Source organism: Niastella soli, from assembly GCF_017742245.1.
GTDB lineage: Bacteria > Bacteroidota > Bacteroidia > Chitinophagales > Chitinophagaceae > Niastella > Niastella soli.
Map to the genome: position 1 here is coordinate 404,234 of NZ_JAGHKO010000011.1, position 15,574 is coordinate 419,807.

The window sequence follows — 15,574 nt, forward strand, 5'->3', positions numbered from 1 at the left end:
TATGAAAAACTTATACTTGCTTTTGGTTATGGGTGCTGTGGCATGGGGTTGTGGTGATAAAGATAGGTTTATGGTGACGAGTATGCCTACAACACCAATACTTGATTCAAAACTCAAAGGATTAATTAAGGACAATAGCATTCTCAATGTGCGGCTCGACAGTACTGTCGGCATCAGAGGTTTTTCTGATAAGAACTATTTTGAAACAGCCGACCAGTTCCTGAACTTTTCTAGCGGTGTTGTTTCGTTCCCCAAAACCAGATTGACCCCTCTCAATTACAGCAGGAATTTTGTTGTATATGCTTCGGGTACAACTGCGTCGCCGGTAATAAACTATTCCCTGGATTATGGAAAAACCTGGGCGGCTGTGGCCCCTAAGTCTATGACCCCGGCGCTTAATACCACCACTTATTATAGTACCGAACTGGTATATACTGCCTTTATAGATAGTAACAATATCATGCTGGCTTATCAGCAAAAAGCAACTACTGATGCAGACAGCCGCCAGTATTACAAGTTTAATATTGCTACCACTGCGGCACAAAGGGTGATTTATTTCGATGATGCCTTTCAGCCGTTGAACATGCAATTCGCTAACAATAAAACTGGCTGGATGTTGCTGTACAAGCCCAGCGCCTTCAGTACTTATATTTCCAAAACAACGGATACAGGCCGTACCTGGAGCGAACCGGTGGTCATTGATAACCACGTGATCAATGGATTGCAGGTTGGTACAAAAGGCAATGTGGCTGCTATAGAAGATGCTGGAAAGGTATACATCTCGCCCGACAGCGGGGTAACCTGGAAGAAACCTGCTGTTGAACTGAAACTTACCCATGCATACATGGTGAACAAAGCGGTTGTATACGGGGTTACCAGCGAAGGTTTCGTAAAAAGTACTGATACCGGCGTTACCTGGAATACGGTTTCCGATAATTGGTATGAATACCTCAATATGAAAAAGATCCATTTCCAGGATGAGCAGAACGGCATCATGTACGGCGATCAGAAGTTGTATATAACTGCTGATGGCGGTGTTAACTGGAAAGTGCTGTTGTATCCTTACCCATATATGTTGGAATGATCAGGCTTTCACTGATCTCCGTTTAATGAATTTTTCCAGCTCCACTGCATGAAAGGTAATGGCGGAAACCAGTACGCAAAATCCCAGTTCCGTAAGTGTAAGTGGAGCTGTATTGAATATTTTGTTCAGGAAAGGAAGATATATTATAGCAATTTGTAAAAGAGAGGTGAGCGCAATGGCGCCAATAAGCGGTCGATTGGTAAATATTCCCATGCGGTAAATGAATTCATATTCGCTGCGTGAAACCAGTGCCTGCGCCATTTGGCTAAAACAAAGTACGGTAAACACCATGGTTTGCCAGTGCGCATCACCTATGTGAATGGCCCATGCCTGCATAATAAGGGTAACGGTAGCCATTAAAACACCCACCCAAATTGTATAAAACCCCAATCCCTGGGCAAAAATGCCTTCACCAGGGTTCCGTGGCGGTCGTTGCATAATTTTAGTGTCCGCCTTTTCACCCGCCAAAGCCAATCCAGGTAAACTATCCGTCACCAGGTTGATCCATAAGATATGGATCGGTAATAACGGAATGGGCAAACCCACCACTGGTGCCATAAATATGGTGAGTATCTCCGCAAAATTGCAAGCCAGCACATACCGGATAAACTTCCTGATGTTATCATAGATACGCCGTCCTTCTTCTACCGCTTTTACGATGGTGGCAAAATTGTCGTCGAGCAGGATCATATCCGCGGCTTCTTTTGATACGTCGGTGCCGGTTATACCCATGGCCACGCCAATATTGGCACGTTTTAAAGCGGGCGCATCGTTCACCCCATCACCGGTCATGGCTACAAACTGATCCTTTTTTTGCAGGGCCTTTACAATGCGAAGTTTTTGTTGAGGCGATACGCGCGCATATACTTTTATATGGGTGATGTTGTTGTCGAGGTCCTCATCGGAGAATTTCGCCAGCTCGGCGCCGGTAACGGTCCTGTCGTCCTTGCTTTGCAAGATGCCCATATCCCGGGCTATGGCTGATGCCGTGGCGGGGTGGTCGCCGGTTATCAGCACCGGTACTATACCGGCTGTTCTACAGGCTGCAATGGCCTGCCGGGCTTCCGGTCGGGGCGGGTCGATCATGCCTGCCAGCCCACAGAAATATTGCTCGCTTTCCAGCGTCTTCTGATCCGTCTCTTTCGGTAATTGTTTGATCAGTTTGCAGGAGTAGGCAATGACCCGTTGACCCGTTTCAGCCAGTTTATTGCTTTGTTCCGTGATGGGTTGTTGATCGGCTGTGTTACATATTTTTAAGATCGATTCCAGCGCACCTTTGGTGATCACCAGAAACTGATCATTGATTGTATGCACCGTGGTCATCATTTTTCGGTCTGAATCAAAGGGTAGTTCCTGCTCCCGGGGATACGCCTGCTGCCATTTGTTGTCGTATCCCTTCTGCTGAAAGGCATATTCTACGAGGGCCACTTCGGTGGGGTCGCCTTTTCGTTTGTTGTTATCGGTATGATCTTCCTGTGAATCGTGATTCAGGCTCATGGCCAGTAATAAGGCTTGCTCTTTCGAAATGCCAGGGATGGCAAGATCAAATTGCCCGGGTTGCCAGATCTCCTGTACCGTCATCTGATTTTGAGTAAGGGTACCGGTTTTGTCGGTACAGATATAGGTAACGGAACCAAGCGTTTCAACTGCGGGCAGTTTTCTGATCAATGCATTTTTACGTACCAGCTTTTTGGCGCCCAGGGCCAGCGCAATGGTAATAACGGCAGGCAGCGCTTCGGGGATGGCTGCTACTGCCAGTGAAATAGTAGTGAGCAACATGGTTAGCGGGTCCTGGCCACGCAACATGCCAATGCCATATAATACCAAACAAATGGCCAGCACTACAAATGATAACTTTTTACTGAAATCGGCCAGGCGTTGTTGCAGGGGAGTGGTAGGTTCTTTTTCCTGCAGCATACCGGCAATTTTCCCGATCTCGGTTTCCATGCCGGTTGCCACCACCACCCCTGTGCCATTACCAGCTGTGACCAGGGTGCTTTTATAAGCCATATTGGTACGGTCGCCCAGCGGCGCATCGTTATCCGCTAGCGGTTGAGAAGATTTATCAACAGCCTGAGATTCGCCCGTTAGCGATGCTTCTTCGATTTTTAAGGCATGGGCTTCCAGAATGCGGAGATCGGCGCCTACCATATCACCTGCCTCCAGCAATACTACATCACCGGGCACCAGCTCGACTGCAGGGATTTGCGTTACTCCTTTGTTTCGCCGCACTCTTACCATGGCTGCCGACAACTGCTTTAAGGCATCGATCGCTTTTTCAGCGCGGAACTCCTGCACAAACCCAACAATGGCATTGATGATAATAATTATCAATATTACGATGGCGTCTTTCAGGTCACCGGCAATACCCGATACAATGGCGGCCACCATGAGTATCAGGATCATGACGTCTTTAAACTGCATGGCAAACAACAGCCATACCGGTCTTTTCTTTTTTTCCTGCAACTGGTTGGGGCCGTATTGCTGAATTCGTTTAGCGACCTCATCGGCCGGCAAACCATCCGAATTGCTTTGAAGTTCCTTGAAAACAGCATCAGAAGTAGAGGTGTGCCAATTCATTTTATAACAAGGTTTTTTTACCAGTAATCTTTATTTAATTTGCTAACGCCTTAAATTCGGTACTGATTTTAAACTGTATGTGAACACATGCAATATTCCGGCCTCGTCCAAACGGTTGTAATCACGATAATCACCTTTCCTGCATATGAAAAATACTATTTTACTGCCTGTTTTATTGCTTTTTTCGATTGTTATTTCCGCGCAGGTAAAAAAAATGCCTGCCTACCCATTGATTACCCATGACCCCTATTTCAGTGTATGGTCATTTACTGATGATCTTACCACCGGTTCTACCAAACACTGGACGGGCGCCGACCAGCCATTGACCGGCTGGTTGACGGTAGATGGACAGTACTATCGTTTTATGGGGAAAGGAGATGCTGCCGAGGAGGCTTCCATCTCAAAACGAAATGTTGCAATGAAGTTTCCGCCAGTGGCCATTGCGCAACAGAAAGAAGTAACAGTAACTGCCACCCGAACCACTTACCGGTTTGTTTGTGGCCCTGTTGATCTTCAATTGCAGTTCACCTCTCCCTTGCTATTGAACAATTGGACGGTGCTAACCCGGCCGGTTTCTTATATAACGGCAATTGTACAGTCAAACGACGGTAAGGTACATACCGCACAGGTTTATATAAGTATACCAACTGCTTTGTGTACCAATAAACAAGAGCAGGATGTGTACATGTATCAATATGTTACACCCGAGGGACTGGAAGTGGTAAAAGCCGGCACAAAAGAACAGCCAGTATTACAAAAGAAAGGCGATGACCTGCGTATTGACTGGGGATATGTATACCTGGCCGCAAAACAGGTGCCCAACACAACGGTGGTTATCCGAATAGATTCAACAAGTTTAATACCCGATGGTCCCAAACCGCAACCAGGTGATCCGAGGTACATTCGTGGTCAGGCAGGCCGGGCCATTTTGCCGGAAATTAAGACAAATGCAACGCCTCAGGAGCAATTCATAATGATTGGCTATGATGATGTATATGCTGTTCAGTATTTTGGTCAGAACCTGCCGCCGGTTTGGCGTACCGAAGGCCGCACTATAGAGAAAGAACTGGCGCATGCCGCCGCAGAATATAAAAGCGTGATGAAGCAATGTACGGCTTTTGATCAGCAGCTTTATACGGATGCCGTAAAGGCCGGGGGCGAAAAGTATGCGCAATTATGTGTGGCAGCCTATCGCCAGAGCATTGCCGCGCATAAGATCCTGAAAGACCCAAAAGGGGAGATCTTATTCCTGTCGAAAGAGAATTTCAGTAATGGGTCTATCAATACGGTGGATGTGACCTATCCCTCGGCGCCGTTGTACCTATTGTATAACCCTGACCTGTTAAAAGGTATGCTGAATGGCATTTTCTATTATACGGAAAGCGGCAAATTTACCAAACCCTTTGCGGCGCATGACCTGGGCACCTATCCATTGGCCAATGGTCAAACCTATGGGGAAGATATGCCCGTAGAGGAATCGGGCAATATGCTCATTTTAACAGCTGCCATTGCCAAGGCGGAGGGGAATGCCAATTATGCCAGAAAGCACTGGAAAACGCTTACAACGTGGGTAGATTACCTGGAGAAGGAAGGGTTTGATCCGGCCAACCAATTGTGTACCGATGATTTTGCCGGCCACCTTGCGCGCAACGCGAATTTGTCGGTAAAAGCAATTGTCGCAATAGGATGTTATGCTATGCTGGCAGAAATGATGCATGATGTGCCTACCAGTATGAAGTATCGCACCACGGCCATAAACATGGCAAAAAAATGGATGCAGCTGGCCAACGATGGCGACCATTACGCCCTGACCTTTTCAGATAAAAACACCTGGAGCCAGAAGTATAATCTGATTTGGGACAGGGTTTTGAACCTGCATTTATTTCCGGCCGAAGTTTATAATAAAGAGATAAAATACTATCTCACCAAACAAAATACCTTTGGGTTGCCATTGGATAGCCGGAAAACCTATACCAAGAGCGACTGGATACTATGGACTGCTTCCCTTACCAGCGATACGACTGCGTTTAAAGCGCTGACTGACCCGGTATACACTTATCTTAACGAAACGCCAACGCGGGTGCCCCTGAGCGACTGGAGCGAAACTACCAATGGAAAACAGGTAGGGTTTCAGGCGCGCAGTGTAGTAGGTGGGTATTTTATGCGCATGCTGGATAAGAAATGGAGGGGAAGAAAGGCCATAGGCAATGGGCAATAGGCAATGGATAGCCAGTTCTTTAGTTATTGAGTTTTAAGTTCAAAGTTATCGCGTCGTGGGTTTGCCGTCTGCCGTTTGCCGATTCACGATTATTCCATTTTCAAATTTGCTAATTTTCACATTAATGAACCGTCGTCATTTTCTTAAAAACACTACACCGGTGCTGCTGTTACTTACAAATGGTAATATGCTGTACCGTTCTGTTTCAGAGCTGGCTTCGCCACGAAATAAAGTTAAGTGTCGCTTTGCGGTGGCCAGCGATGGGCATTTTGGTGAGCCCAAAACTACCTGGGAGAGTAATTATAACAGTATCATTTCCCACATCAATCTTCAGCATAAGCAAAGTAAACTGCAGGCCTGTATCATTAATGGCGATATCATTCATAACGATCCCGCTATGATGCCATTGGCCAAACAGCAGCTCGATCAATTAAAAATGCCCTATTATGTTACGCAGGGCAATCACGACAGGGTGAATGAAGAAGCGTGGCGCAAAACCTGGAACATGCCTTTCAATCATTCTTTCGAAATAGGGAAGCAGGTATTCCTGCTGGCCACTACCTCCAATGAAAAAGGCGATTTTCTTTGTCCGGACCTTGACTGGATGCGAGCCCAGCTGGAAAAATATAAGAAGGCGCCAAATGTGTTCATTGCCATTCATATTACACCGGTTAAATGGACAGAATATGGCGCAGACTGCCCCGAGTTCATTAGCCTGTTGAAAGATTATAAGAACGTTCGGGCGGTTTTTAATGGCCACGATCATGACCAGGACGATATGAAAGAAAGGGAAGGTATCCCGTTTCTGTTCGATTCACACATTGGCGGTAGCTGGGGAACAGCGTATAAGGGTTTTCGTATGGTAGAAGTGATGGATGACAATACCGTCGCTACTTATATTCTGAATCCGGCAGAAAAGATGAATGAACATATGTTGCAGGACCGACAGGCTGCAGTAAGGGCAATAGGCAATGGAAAATAGGCAATAGGCAATGGGCAACTGGGTAAATAGAGAGTTGCCCTTTACAAGGTGCCGGTTATTTAGTTATTAGGTTGGTAAGTTATTAAGTTCGTAAGTTGTCGCGAGTCCTAAACCCAATAACCCAATAACCCAATAACCCAATAACCCAATAACCCAATAACCCAATAACCCAATAACCCAATAACCCAATAACCCAATAACTGATAAACTGGTATCTGGTGTTTTTCTCGTCAACTGATTAACTGGTCAACTGATCAACTCCCTACCAGTACCTTTCAATTAACAACTTATCTATCCCTTTTTTACGGGCGCGGCGGGCGGTGCTTTTTATAAGCGGGTTGAGCAGTGATAGCATACCGGGCAGTCTTGTATCAGTAAGGTCTAACAGCAGGGCCAGGTGAGCAAACTTTTTAGGGATGCCTTTTTTAGAGGTAAGCCCGTCGGATGCAAGTCCATACCCGATAGACAATCCTTTTAGAAAATTATCTTTAGGCGGAACTATCTTTACATGAAACCTGATCACTTCATGGCCGGGGTTATAAAACCGGTGTAGTTGATTAACAGGAGCAATAGCCTGATTGCCGGGCAGCAGCCGTAATTGTTTCTTACCCACATCAATACCAAGGATACCTTCCACTGCTGTAAATTCTTCATTGAACGTTGTGTGATAATGCATGTCGTTGCCTCCACCAGGTTGCAATTCTACTTCCACCAATACATACTGTCCATTGGTTTCGCTGGTAGTTTTCAGCACGGTTACCTTGTCTTTGATCAGGGGATTTTCAAATACTCTTTTTTTCATGGCGAGTTGTTGAGATTACAAATGTTGCGTTTGTTGCCAGTCTGTAAAAGCAGTCAGTGTATGAACTGAGGAATAATGTGGGTGAATTGAAAATTACGGAAATTGCCAGGTAAAAAGGCCATATAGTGCTATAAGACTATAGTTAATAAATTAATATAGTGCTGGAATACTATAATTAAACATTATAGAGCTGTAGTACTATATATATAAACGAAGTTCTTATCGTTATATGAATACATTTTAAAAATAGATCCTTTTTACTATCTTCAGCCAAATGCAAGACAAATCGAATAAGCTGATAATTTTTGATCTGGATGAAACATTGATTCATGCGGATGTTGCAGAGTTGAGTTATCCTTCTCATTTTATGTTTGATACATATTTTGTTTACGAACGGCCAGGCGTGCGTTCATTTCTAAGTGATATTGCTCAGCACTTCACAATAGGCATCTGGAGTTCGGCAAGCGATGATTATGTGGCGGAAATAGTTGGTCATATTATGCCCGCTACAATAGAACCGTTGGTGGTATGGGGTCGTAGTAAATGCACTATGAAGAGGGATTATGACTATGACAATTATTACTACGAAAAGAGGCTCGATAAGCTCAAGAAAAAGGGATTTCCTCTTGAGCAGATCCTTATAGTAGATGATTCACCGGAAAAGGCAAGGACCAACTATGGAAACGCTATTTATATAAGTGAGTTCACCGGCGATGCAAATGATAAAGAACTTCAATTCTTATACAATTACCTGTTGACCTTTAAAACGGTAGCCAATGTGCGGACCGTAGAAAAGCGTGGCTGGCGGCAGTTTCCATCATAATAGAAACATTTACCCGATTCAATCTTCCTGAGTTATAAACCCGGTTAGCCTGGGTATTTTTTTGCCAGCCATGTTGGCGAACCGCTATGGTACGGTTTTTTAAGAATTGTTTAAAATTGTTTAAAGCAAATAATAACAATTAGTTATGGAAACAGTAGTGGACAATATCGCCGGCTACGACTATGGTGCAAATGAATTGGCCACCTCACCGGTTACTATGAAAGACCTGGATCTGTTAAAACAAACTATTACGATCGATTCAGACGATCAAAAGTATTTACGCATGGCGGGTGATGTGTTGGAGGCGCAAACGGAGTCGATCGTAAATATGTGGCGCGGAGTGATCAGTTCAATGCCGCACCTGGCGTACTATTTTAAAAATGAAGCCGGTAAAACCGATGAACAATATAAACAAAAAGTAAAGGAAAGATTCAAACAATGGATCATGGACCTTTGCTATAAACCATATGACCAGGATTGGTTGAATTATCAACACGAGATCGGTTTACGGCATATGTCGGCTAAAAAGAATAAAACGGATGATGCCGATGCGCCAGCGTACATCCCTATGCGATATGTGATTGCATTTGCCGCTGTTGTAAATGATTCTATAAAGCCTTTTATGGCCAAAAATGGACATAGCCTCGGCGTTATTGAAAAAATGCACAAGGCCTGGTGTAAAGCCGTTTTATTACATGTTACGTTATGGACCCGGGCTTATTGCGATAATGAGTGGTAAGAATATTTATCAGCAACAGAGAAAACGTAATAGTGATCGTCATAGGGAAATACTGGTATCTGAAAACGATCGGTGTGGCATAAATGCTGAAGCAAAAATGAACACCCCAGAAAGTACCAGCTAACAACAATGTGCCCAGTAAAACCCGTGAAAGGTGATATCGTTTAGCCCGGACCAAAACCAACACCAAAGCACTGCAAAAAACAATATTTGACAACAACCACAACCATGGCATTGGGCTTAATATACTGGCCTGAATTGTTTTATTAACGCAGGTTACTTTGTCAGTCTTATAATGAAACCATTTCATGGCAACAGAATCCACGGTGTTTTTCTGTTCGTTGTAAGAAAGGAAACACTCCAGCGGTGGTAGGAAAAATACCTTTGCGTTAGGCCAGAGATAATAACGCGTGAAAGCAAAGGGATGTTGTAACATCAGGGAATTGCTGTATTGCGAAAAAACAGGTGCTACTGCATGCCAGGAATTAAAATAGCCATTTATCTTCTTTTGCTTTTGTACCGCGTGCATATATGTTTTCAGCGGCGAATTGTCGTTCCATAAAAAATCGACCGGGCCTGGTTTTACCGACGCTGGCAAGGTATCAAAATATTGCTTCACCATTTTATTGAATGACCTGCAGTCTTCATTGGGCAGGTCTTTTTCCTGCATTTTAATATAAGGGTACACATGCAGGGCATTATTGGCTGCCATCCACCCGCCGAAGGCGGAAAATACTGCTGTGCCGGTTTCTTTTTTAGTAAGTCGTTTAATTTGTTGCATGCCCAAATACATGGGCACCACCACCAGGATAATTCCTGAAACTTTATATATCCAGTTCTGCCTGCTGAAAAATAAGCCCACTATAGCTACGGCAGGCAGGTACAAGGCCGTATATCTAAACAGGAACAGGACGTACAGCAATGCTGCCATGTTTAAAAGCTGGGTCCAGGTGGGCTGGTTGATGATCCAGATCAACAACGTGAACCAGATAATGCTTACGCTTGCAAACACAGCGTCGCTGGTAACATAATTACTGACGTATAAAGTAAGAGGATTAAAGATCAGCAAGGCAAACAATACATGGCTGATACCGCTGCGAAGCGGAAAGAAATAGCGCAGGGTAAAAAAGAAATACAACAGTCCGAGCTGTATGGCCAGATAGTGAATGAAAATGAGCACTGTATCGCTGGTGGTGAGGGCATGCACCAGTGACAGGAAACGGGAGAAGCCTAAGGGACGAACGCTGATGGCAAAATTATTCCTCGCCGCATCGATATAAGTATAGCTGTCATTAAAATAATCGGCAAACGGATAGCAAAACTTGAATAGGATAAATTGAATAAAAATACCTGCCATTGCTATTAGCAGGTATTTTTTATTGAGTGTATTTTTTATCAGGAACCGTGAAAAGGATTCGGAATCTGTTGGTTGATTATTAAAACTATCTTTTTGACGTTTTAACCAGGATAATTTGCTGATCATTGCGCCCTAAAAATAGGAAGTTCTGGTTATAACTTTTCATTTCCAAACGGTAATTTCCTGATCCTTTTTCCGGTGGCAGCGAAAATGGCATTGCATACCACCGCGGCAATGGGTGGCAGCGCAGGTTCGCCCAAACCGGTAGGGGCTTCATGGGTGGCTACAAACTGCACTTCTACCTCAGGTGGTGCATCGGCCATCCGCATCATTTTATAGGTGTTAAAGTTTTTCTGCTGCACAGCGCCTTTGTCAAAAGTAAGCTCGGTATACCAGGCATGGCCCAAGCCGTCAACAATGGCGCCCTGCACCTGATTTTCTGCACCGCTCAGGTTCACTACCTGGCCGCAGTTTACGGCTGCCCATACTTTATGAACTTTGGGTTTGCCGTTCACTACAGATATTTCTGCTACTTCCGCCACATAGGTGTTGAAGGAATAATAAGCAGCAAAACCTTTGAACCTGCCTGGCGTGTTCTTTCCCCAGTTACTCATTTGGCTCACCAGGTTTATAACGCTTTTGAATTTCTCTATATCATAATTCACTTTACCGACCGGACTGGTTTTGGCCTTTTCCAGCAATTCAAGGCGGAAGACAATGGGGTCCTTTTTTAATTCATGCGCTATTTCATCGAGGAAGCTCTGTTCAGCAAAACCAATGGCATTGTGCGTAGGGGCCCGCCATGGACCGGTTTGGATATTAGAGGTAACACCATGGCTGTCGCAACGGTAATTAGCCAGTGCACCTGCCGGGAAGTTTTCCGGGGCGGCGGCACGGCCGGCATTCAGGGCTGCAGCACTCAGGTACCAGCCATCCAGTTCGTTATTGGCATTGATGGCTGCCTGGTAGCGGTACATACCATTAGGCCGGTAAAAATCGCCCTGCATATCATCTTCGCGTGTCCATAGCATTTGTATGGGTGCTTTGGCGGCTGCGGAGATCAGTGCGGCTTCTACCACATTATCGGCGCGAAGTTTTCTGCCAAAACCGCCGCCTTGCCGGGGCAGTCCCAGGGTGATATTGGCTTCTGCAATACCCAGTGCCTTGGCTACATCGCTGATGGCCTTGCCAGGGACCTGGGTAGGGCCATACAGATCGGCTTTGCCATCTTTTACATCGGCAAAAAAGTTGATAGGCTCCATAGGCGCATGGCTGAGCACCGGCACTTCATAAATGCTTTCAATCACTTTCCTGGCGCCGCTTAATGCCTGCTCCACATTCCCGTCATTTCTGTCGGGTTTGTCGCTTTTTTGTTGCACCAGGCTTTTAAAAGCAGCAAGATGATCAGTGGTGCTTTCCAGTTTGCTGGCGTCTTCCCATTCTACTTTCAGGGCATCACGTCCTTTTTTGGCGGCCCAGGTATTGGAGGCAAGAACAGCTACTACGGTGTCTGTTCGCACTACGTTTTTTACACCGGGTATTTTGCGCGTCTCCGTATCATCAAATGATTTCAATTTCTTGCCAAAGGCTGGCGGCCTCGATACCATGCAAAACAACATGCCTTCGCGACGGGTATCTATACCAAACAAAGGTTTACCGGTGAGAATACCTTTGTTGTCAATGTTATTGATGCGTTTCCCGATGATCTTGAAATCTTTCGGGTCTTTTAGTTTTATGTTGTCGGGCACCGGCATGGACGCTGATTTGGTAGCCAGTTCACCATAACTGAGTTTTTTGCCACTGGCTTTATGAAGCACAAAACCATTTTCAGTGGAACATTCCTGTTCCGGAACATTCCAGGTTTGTGCAGCTGCCGCGATCAACATTTGACGGGCGACAGCGCCTGCTTTTCTGATGGGTTCATACCGGCCGCGGATAGCACCGCTGCCACCTGCCGACTGGTTACCATATTTCTCTTTATCAAAAACAGCCTGGGTAACCACTACTTTGTTCCAATCCACATCCAGTTCTTCGGCCAGCAGCATGGGGATCGAAGTCTTTACACCCTGTCCGATCTCTGGATTAGGTGCCAACAGGGTAATAATGCCCTGGGGGTCAATAGAGAGATAGGCATTGGGGGAGAAGAGCGGTGCATCGGCCACCGTTTCTGTAACATTGGCCAGCATTTCAAAACCAAACAGCACGCCGCCGCCTGCTAAAGAAGTTATTTTTAAAAAATGTCTCCTTGATATATTTGAAGGAACCTGTTTCATAATAAGTTTTTTAGTTTTTAAGTTCGTAGGTTGTTAAGTTCTTGAGTTGGAAATCTGAATAACTAAAGAACTTAATAACTCAATAACTCATAAACTGCTATTTACTTCTGAACTGCTATTTGCTTCCGGAATTTCCTGCAGCTAAATGAATCGCTTTTCGAATTCTAACATAAGTACCGCAACGGCAGATATTGCTCATAGCTGCATTGATATCCTCATCGGTGGGGTGAGGTTTTCTTTTTAACAGGGCAACAGCCGCCATTACCTGGCCGGCCTGGCAATACCCGCATTGAGGAACATCCATTTCGTCCCAGGCTTTTTGCACCGGGTGATCGCCATTTTCACTTAATCCTTCAATGGTGGTGATCTTGTTGGTGCCAACCGCTGAAACAGGATAAGAGCAGGAACGGATGGCATTATCATTCATCAGTACCGTACAGGCGCCACATTGAGCAATACCGCAACCAAACTTGGTACCTACCAGGTTCAGTTCATCGCGCAAAACCCAAAGCAGGGGTGTATCAGGCAAAACATCAACTGTAAGCATTTTATTGTTGATGGTAAGTGTATAGGAAGCCATGATATTGGTTTTGATAAAGTTAGTAAAATCAAACCTAAATGACCACCAAATGTGAGCAGCGGTTACTGACTAATAAAAAAATGAGTGTGAGATTGAATTTCGGGGTAATTAAAGTTAATTTTTTGAAGCAGTTTTCCATAAAATCACACAGGTGGACTGATTTTAAGTCCACCTGTGTGAAAGCGTTATATAGCGCTGACTATTACGCATGTTCCGCCAGTTCCTTCACTTTTTCGAGGGCTTTAGGCATAGTTTTAATGAAATAGTCTTTGAATTCGTCGTTCATGTCCATGTCAACGACCAGTTCAGTTTTTCCATTGCGGTCCTTCAAAGTATAGTTTTCGTGAGCGCCGGCAAAGCTTTTAGCTTCATCGCTTGTTACATCTTCCACGCCGTCTTTAATAGAACCAAGGTGTTCAAAGCTCATATATTCATTGGGAATGGTTTCATCAATCCTGGATACCATACCCATTCCTTTGCCATCGAGGAACAGCACTTTGCTTCCCTTCTTCCAGTCGGTAATGGCATGCGAGCCCTCTGTAAAAGCTGCAGTCCATGCCCGATAGTACTCATCGTTCCATAAAACAGTCCATACTTTTTCACGGGGAGCATCAATGGCGATTGTAAATTCCTGCTTTTCCATGAGTGAATAATTTTAAAGTAAAGAAATGGAGTTATATGACAGTATAAAGTTGATGCAATTTTTAAACCTGGGTGGGGTGTGGTCAGGACAAACCTGGGGGGCAATTGCGACAGGGGAGCGAAGGTAATTAACTGATTAAAATAAAGCATTGAAAAAGATCAACTTGCAGACAATAGGGGTTTGCGGTTCGTGAGTTTATAAGTTGTGAGTTTGTGAGTTGTGAGTGGCAATGTTTAGTTAGTGCTTGTTTTAAGAAATCCTCCCGCAAAGCGGGACAGGCTCTCCTGGGAGGGGTAGGGTGGGGCTTGTGTTTCAGATGTCTGAAAAGTTGGTAAGCCATGCCGGCATTTCGAATATTGGGTGACAAGTATCAGACTCCGTCAGAGATGACGACCGATGGGTTCGCCATTGTTTATATTCGCTGTGTATTCGGGTATTCAATTTTGGGAGAAAACTATAATTTTGCAGGGCCTTTATTCTTCTTTCTGATTAATAAGAGCTCTACAGCTGTTTTGCCTAAGAAATATTATATCTGCAAGCAATAGCCGATTAAAACAAGATTTAAATCGATTTAGAAACTCAATGATTACGCGAACTCAATAATTTCGTCTATCTCTTCCATTGAGGCTGCAAAATATTTTCTCTAACGTTATAGCTGATATGAACTTCCTGCCAGGAAAAGCAGTATAACGCGAATGTGTGTATCAACTGTTTGATTTGCTTGTATTTGTCTTCAGTAACTTTGCCGAGATTAGGGTCATCGTATGGCCAAACCCGGCGCCGACTTATAGCAGACTTATAGCAGACCCAGTGTTTATGTACTTCATCTCCCAGCCAACTCCCCGCAATAGGGCACCAAAACGCCACTGCTCAGTGGCATTCCAGTGGCGTTTTGGTGGGGTTTTGGTGGCGTTTTTACCGGGGAAAAGGCTTGTTTTAGTATATCTGGAGAGAGTCTGAAGTGAAGTTTACCCGGACTTAGTATAGTGTTATGGGGGGATTTGCCAGGTGTATCGTTCAAAAGAAAATGCGCTCCTCCCGGAACGCATTTGGCTGAATTGCATTGCTCAACTTAAATCGTTGCATCCTGTATAATGGCATCGGGCGCATTTTTTTTGACCGACAGGATACCATTATGGCGGCTGGTCTCACTTTCGTATAACTCACTGATACCAATTGTTTGGCCATTGGCCGCTTCCAGGATGAAAAATAATTTTCCGTTAGAAGCTACTCTCAGATCATATTTGTTGTCGTCTGAGGCATTGGTCTTTACGGAATCAATTCCGTTCTGACACGTAGATCTGGAAGAATAGCCTTCACTGTAAAGGATCGTTTCGCCATTGCCGGCTTTTAAACTAAATTGGAAATCTCCATCAACACGTTTGGTGATTACAAATTTTCCCATAATAAGCAAGGTTTTCGTTCATAAATCATGTAGGGGATAAAAATAAAGATTGTATTGAATTATGACGCAGCTTTGGGAAGGTGCGGGA

General features: G+C 44.7%; 12 protein-coding genes. 5 read left to right on the forward strand and 7 right to left on the reverse strand.

Annotation, left to right across the window (positions count from 1 at the left end; all coding sequences use genetic code 11):
* Window position 1 precedes the first annotated feature (1 nt).
* The gene (locus J7I42_RS27670) at window positions 2–1,084 is read left to right on the forward strand and encodes a sialidase family protein (RefSeq protein ID WP_209142321.1); all 1,083 of its coding nucleotides are present in this window, start codon (window positions 2–4) and stop codon (window positions 1,082–1,084) included.
* Here the strand turns inward: J7I42_RS27670 and J7I42_RS27675 are convergent, their stop codons facing one another.
* Window positions 1,085–3,664 carry a calcium-translocating P-type ATPase, PMCA-type gene (locus J7I42_RS27675; protein ID WP_209142323.1) on the reverse strand — a complete coding sequence of 860 codons (2,580 nt, stop codon included), beginning with the start codon at window positions 3,662–3,664 and terminating at the stop codon, window positions 1,085–1,087.
* 145 nt (window positions 3,665–3,809) lie between these two features.
* Here J7I42_RS27675 and J7I42_RS27680 point away from each other — a divergent pair, with 145 nt between their 5' ends.
* The gene (locus tag J7I42_RS27680) at window positions 3,810–5,882 is read left to right on the forward strand and encodes a glutaminase family protein (protein WP_209142325.1); all 2,073 of its coding nucleotides are present in this window, start codon (window positions 3,810–3,812) and stop codon (window positions 5,880–5,882) included.
* A gap of 124 nt (window positions 5,883–6,006) precedes the next feature.
* Window positions 6,007–6,864: a metallophosphoesterase family protein gene (locus J7I42_RS27685; RefSeq protein ID WP_209142327.1), complete on the forward strand. Its 858-nt coding sequence runs from the start codon at window positions 6,007–6,009 to the stop codon at window positions 6,862–6,864.
* A 262-nt stretch (window positions 6,865–7,126) separates the two neighbouring features.
* Here J7I42_RS27685 and J7I42_RS27690 read toward each other — a convergent pair whose 3' ends face one another.
* On the reverse strand, window positions 7,127–7,666 hold the full coding sequence (locus J7I42_RS27690; protein ID WP_209142329.1) for a cupin domain-containing protein: 540 nt from the start codon (window positions 7,664–7,666) through the stop codon (window positions 7,127–7,129).
* 274 nt (window positions 7,667–7,940) lie between these two features.
* Here J7I42_RS27690 and J7I42_RS27695 point away from each other — a divergent pair, with 274 nt between their 5' ends.
* Both J7I42_RS27695 and J7I42_RS27700 read left to right on the forward strand, forming a co-directional pair.
* Window positions 7,941–8,489 (forward strand): HAD family hydrolase, encoded by a 549-nt coding sequence (locus J7I42_RS27695; RefSeq protein WP_209142331.1) that lies wholly within the window; start codon window positions 7,941–7,943, stop codon window positions 8,487–8,489.
* Between the two features lie 145 nt (window positions 8,490–8,634).
* Window positions 8,635–9,228, forward strand: a complete 594-nt coding sequence (locus tag J7I42_RS27700) for a protoglobin domain-containing protein (protein ID WP_209142333.1) — start codon at window positions 8,635–8,637, stop codon at window positions 9,226–9,228.
* Here J7I42_RS27700 and J7I42_RS27705 read toward each other — a convergent pair.
* From J7I42_RS27705 to J7I42_RS27725, 5 genes are all read right to left on the reverse strand, one after another.
* Window positions 9,188–10,711, reverse strand: coding sequence for a beta/alpha barrel domain-containing protein (locus J7I42_RS27705; RefSeq protein WP_209142335.1), 1,524 nt, complete (start codon window positions 10,709–10,711; stop codon window positions 9,188–9,190). The two genes, J7I42_RS27700 and J7I42_RS27705, sit on opposite strands and share 41 nt — an antisense overlap.
* A gap of 26 nt (window positions 10,712–10,737) precedes the next feature.
* On the reverse strand, window positions 10,738–12,858 hold the full coding sequence (locus tag J7I42_RS27710; protein ID WP_209142337.1) for a xanthine dehydrogenase family protein molybdopterin-binding subunit: 2,121 nt from the start codon (window positions 12,856–12,858) through the stop codon (window positions 10,738–10,740).
* A 115-nt stretch (window positions 12,859–12,973) separates the two neighbouring features.
* Window positions 12,974–13,438: a (2Fe-2S)-binding protein gene (locus J7I42_RS27715; protein WP_236065597.1), complete on the reverse strand. Its 465-nt coding sequence runs from the start codon at window positions 13,436–13,438 to the stop codon at window positions 12,974–12,976.
* A 202-nt stretch (window positions 13,439–13,640) separates the two neighbouring features.
* Window positions 13,641–14,081 carry an SRPBCC family protein gene (locus J7I42_RS27720; protein WP_209142339.1) on the reverse strand — a complete coding sequence of 147 codons (441 nt, stop codon included), beginning with the start codon at window positions 14,079–14,081 and terminating at the stop codon, window positions 13,641–13,643.
* A 1,072-nt stretch (window positions 14,082–15,153) separates the two neighbouring features.
* Complete coding sequence (locus J7I42_RS27725) at window positions 15,154–15,486, reverse strand: YegP family protein (RefSeq protein ID WP_209142341.1); 333 nt, start codon at window positions 15,484–15,486, stop codon at window positions 15,154–15,156.
* Window positions 15,487–15,574 lie beyond the last annotated feature (88 nt).

Bases quoted from the DNA above. Each gene is read 5' to 3' on its own strand.
- J7I42_RS27670 (WP_209142321.1), top strand. From the start codon at position 2: ATGAAAAACTTATACTTGCTTTTGGTTATGGGTGCTGTGGCATGGGGT.
- J7I42_RS27675 (WP_209142323.1), bottom strand. From the start codon at position 3,664: ATGAATTGGCACACCTCTACTTCTGATGCTGTTTTCAAGGAACTTCAA.
- J7I42_RS27680 (WP_209142325.1), top strand. From the start codon at position 3,810: ATGAAAAATACTATTTTACTGCCTGTTTTATTGCTTTTTTCGATTGTT.
- J7I42_RS27685 (WP_209142327.1), top strand. From the start codon at position 6,007: ATGAACCGTCGTCATTTTCTTAAAAACACTACACCGGTGCTGCTGTTA.
- J7I42_RS27690 (WP_209142329.1), bottom strand. From the start codon at position 7,666: ATGAAAAAAAGAGTATTTGAAAATCCCCTGATCAAAGACAAGGTAACC.
- J7I42_RS27695 (WP_209142331.1), top strand. From the start codon at position 7,941: ATGCAAGACAAATCGAATAAGCTGATAATTTTTGATCTGGATGAAACA.
- J7I42_RS27700 (WP_209142333.1), top strand. From the start codon at position 8,635: ATGGAAACAGTAGTGGACAATATCGCCGGCTACGACTATGGTGCAAAT.
- J7I42_RS27705 (WP_209142335.1), bottom strand. From the start codon at position 10,711: ATGATCAGCAAATTATCCTGGTTAAAACGTCAAAAAGATAGTTTTAAT.
- J7I42_RS27710 (WP_209142337.1), bottom strand. From the start codon at position 12,858: ATGAAACAGGTTCCTTCAAATATATCAAGGAGACATTTTTTAAAAATA.
- J7I42_RS27715 (WP_236065597.1), bottom strand. From the start codon at position 13,438: ATGGCTTCCTATACACTTACCATCAACAATAAAATGCTTACAGTTGAT.
- J7I42_RS27720 (WP_209142339.1), bottom strand. From the start codon at position 14,081: ATGGAAAAGCAGGAATTTACAATCGCCATTGATGCTCCCCGTGAAAAA.
- J7I42_RS27725 (WP_209142341.1), bottom strand. From the start codon at position 15,486: ATGGGAAAATTTGTAATCACCAAACGTGTTGATGGAGATTTCCAATTT.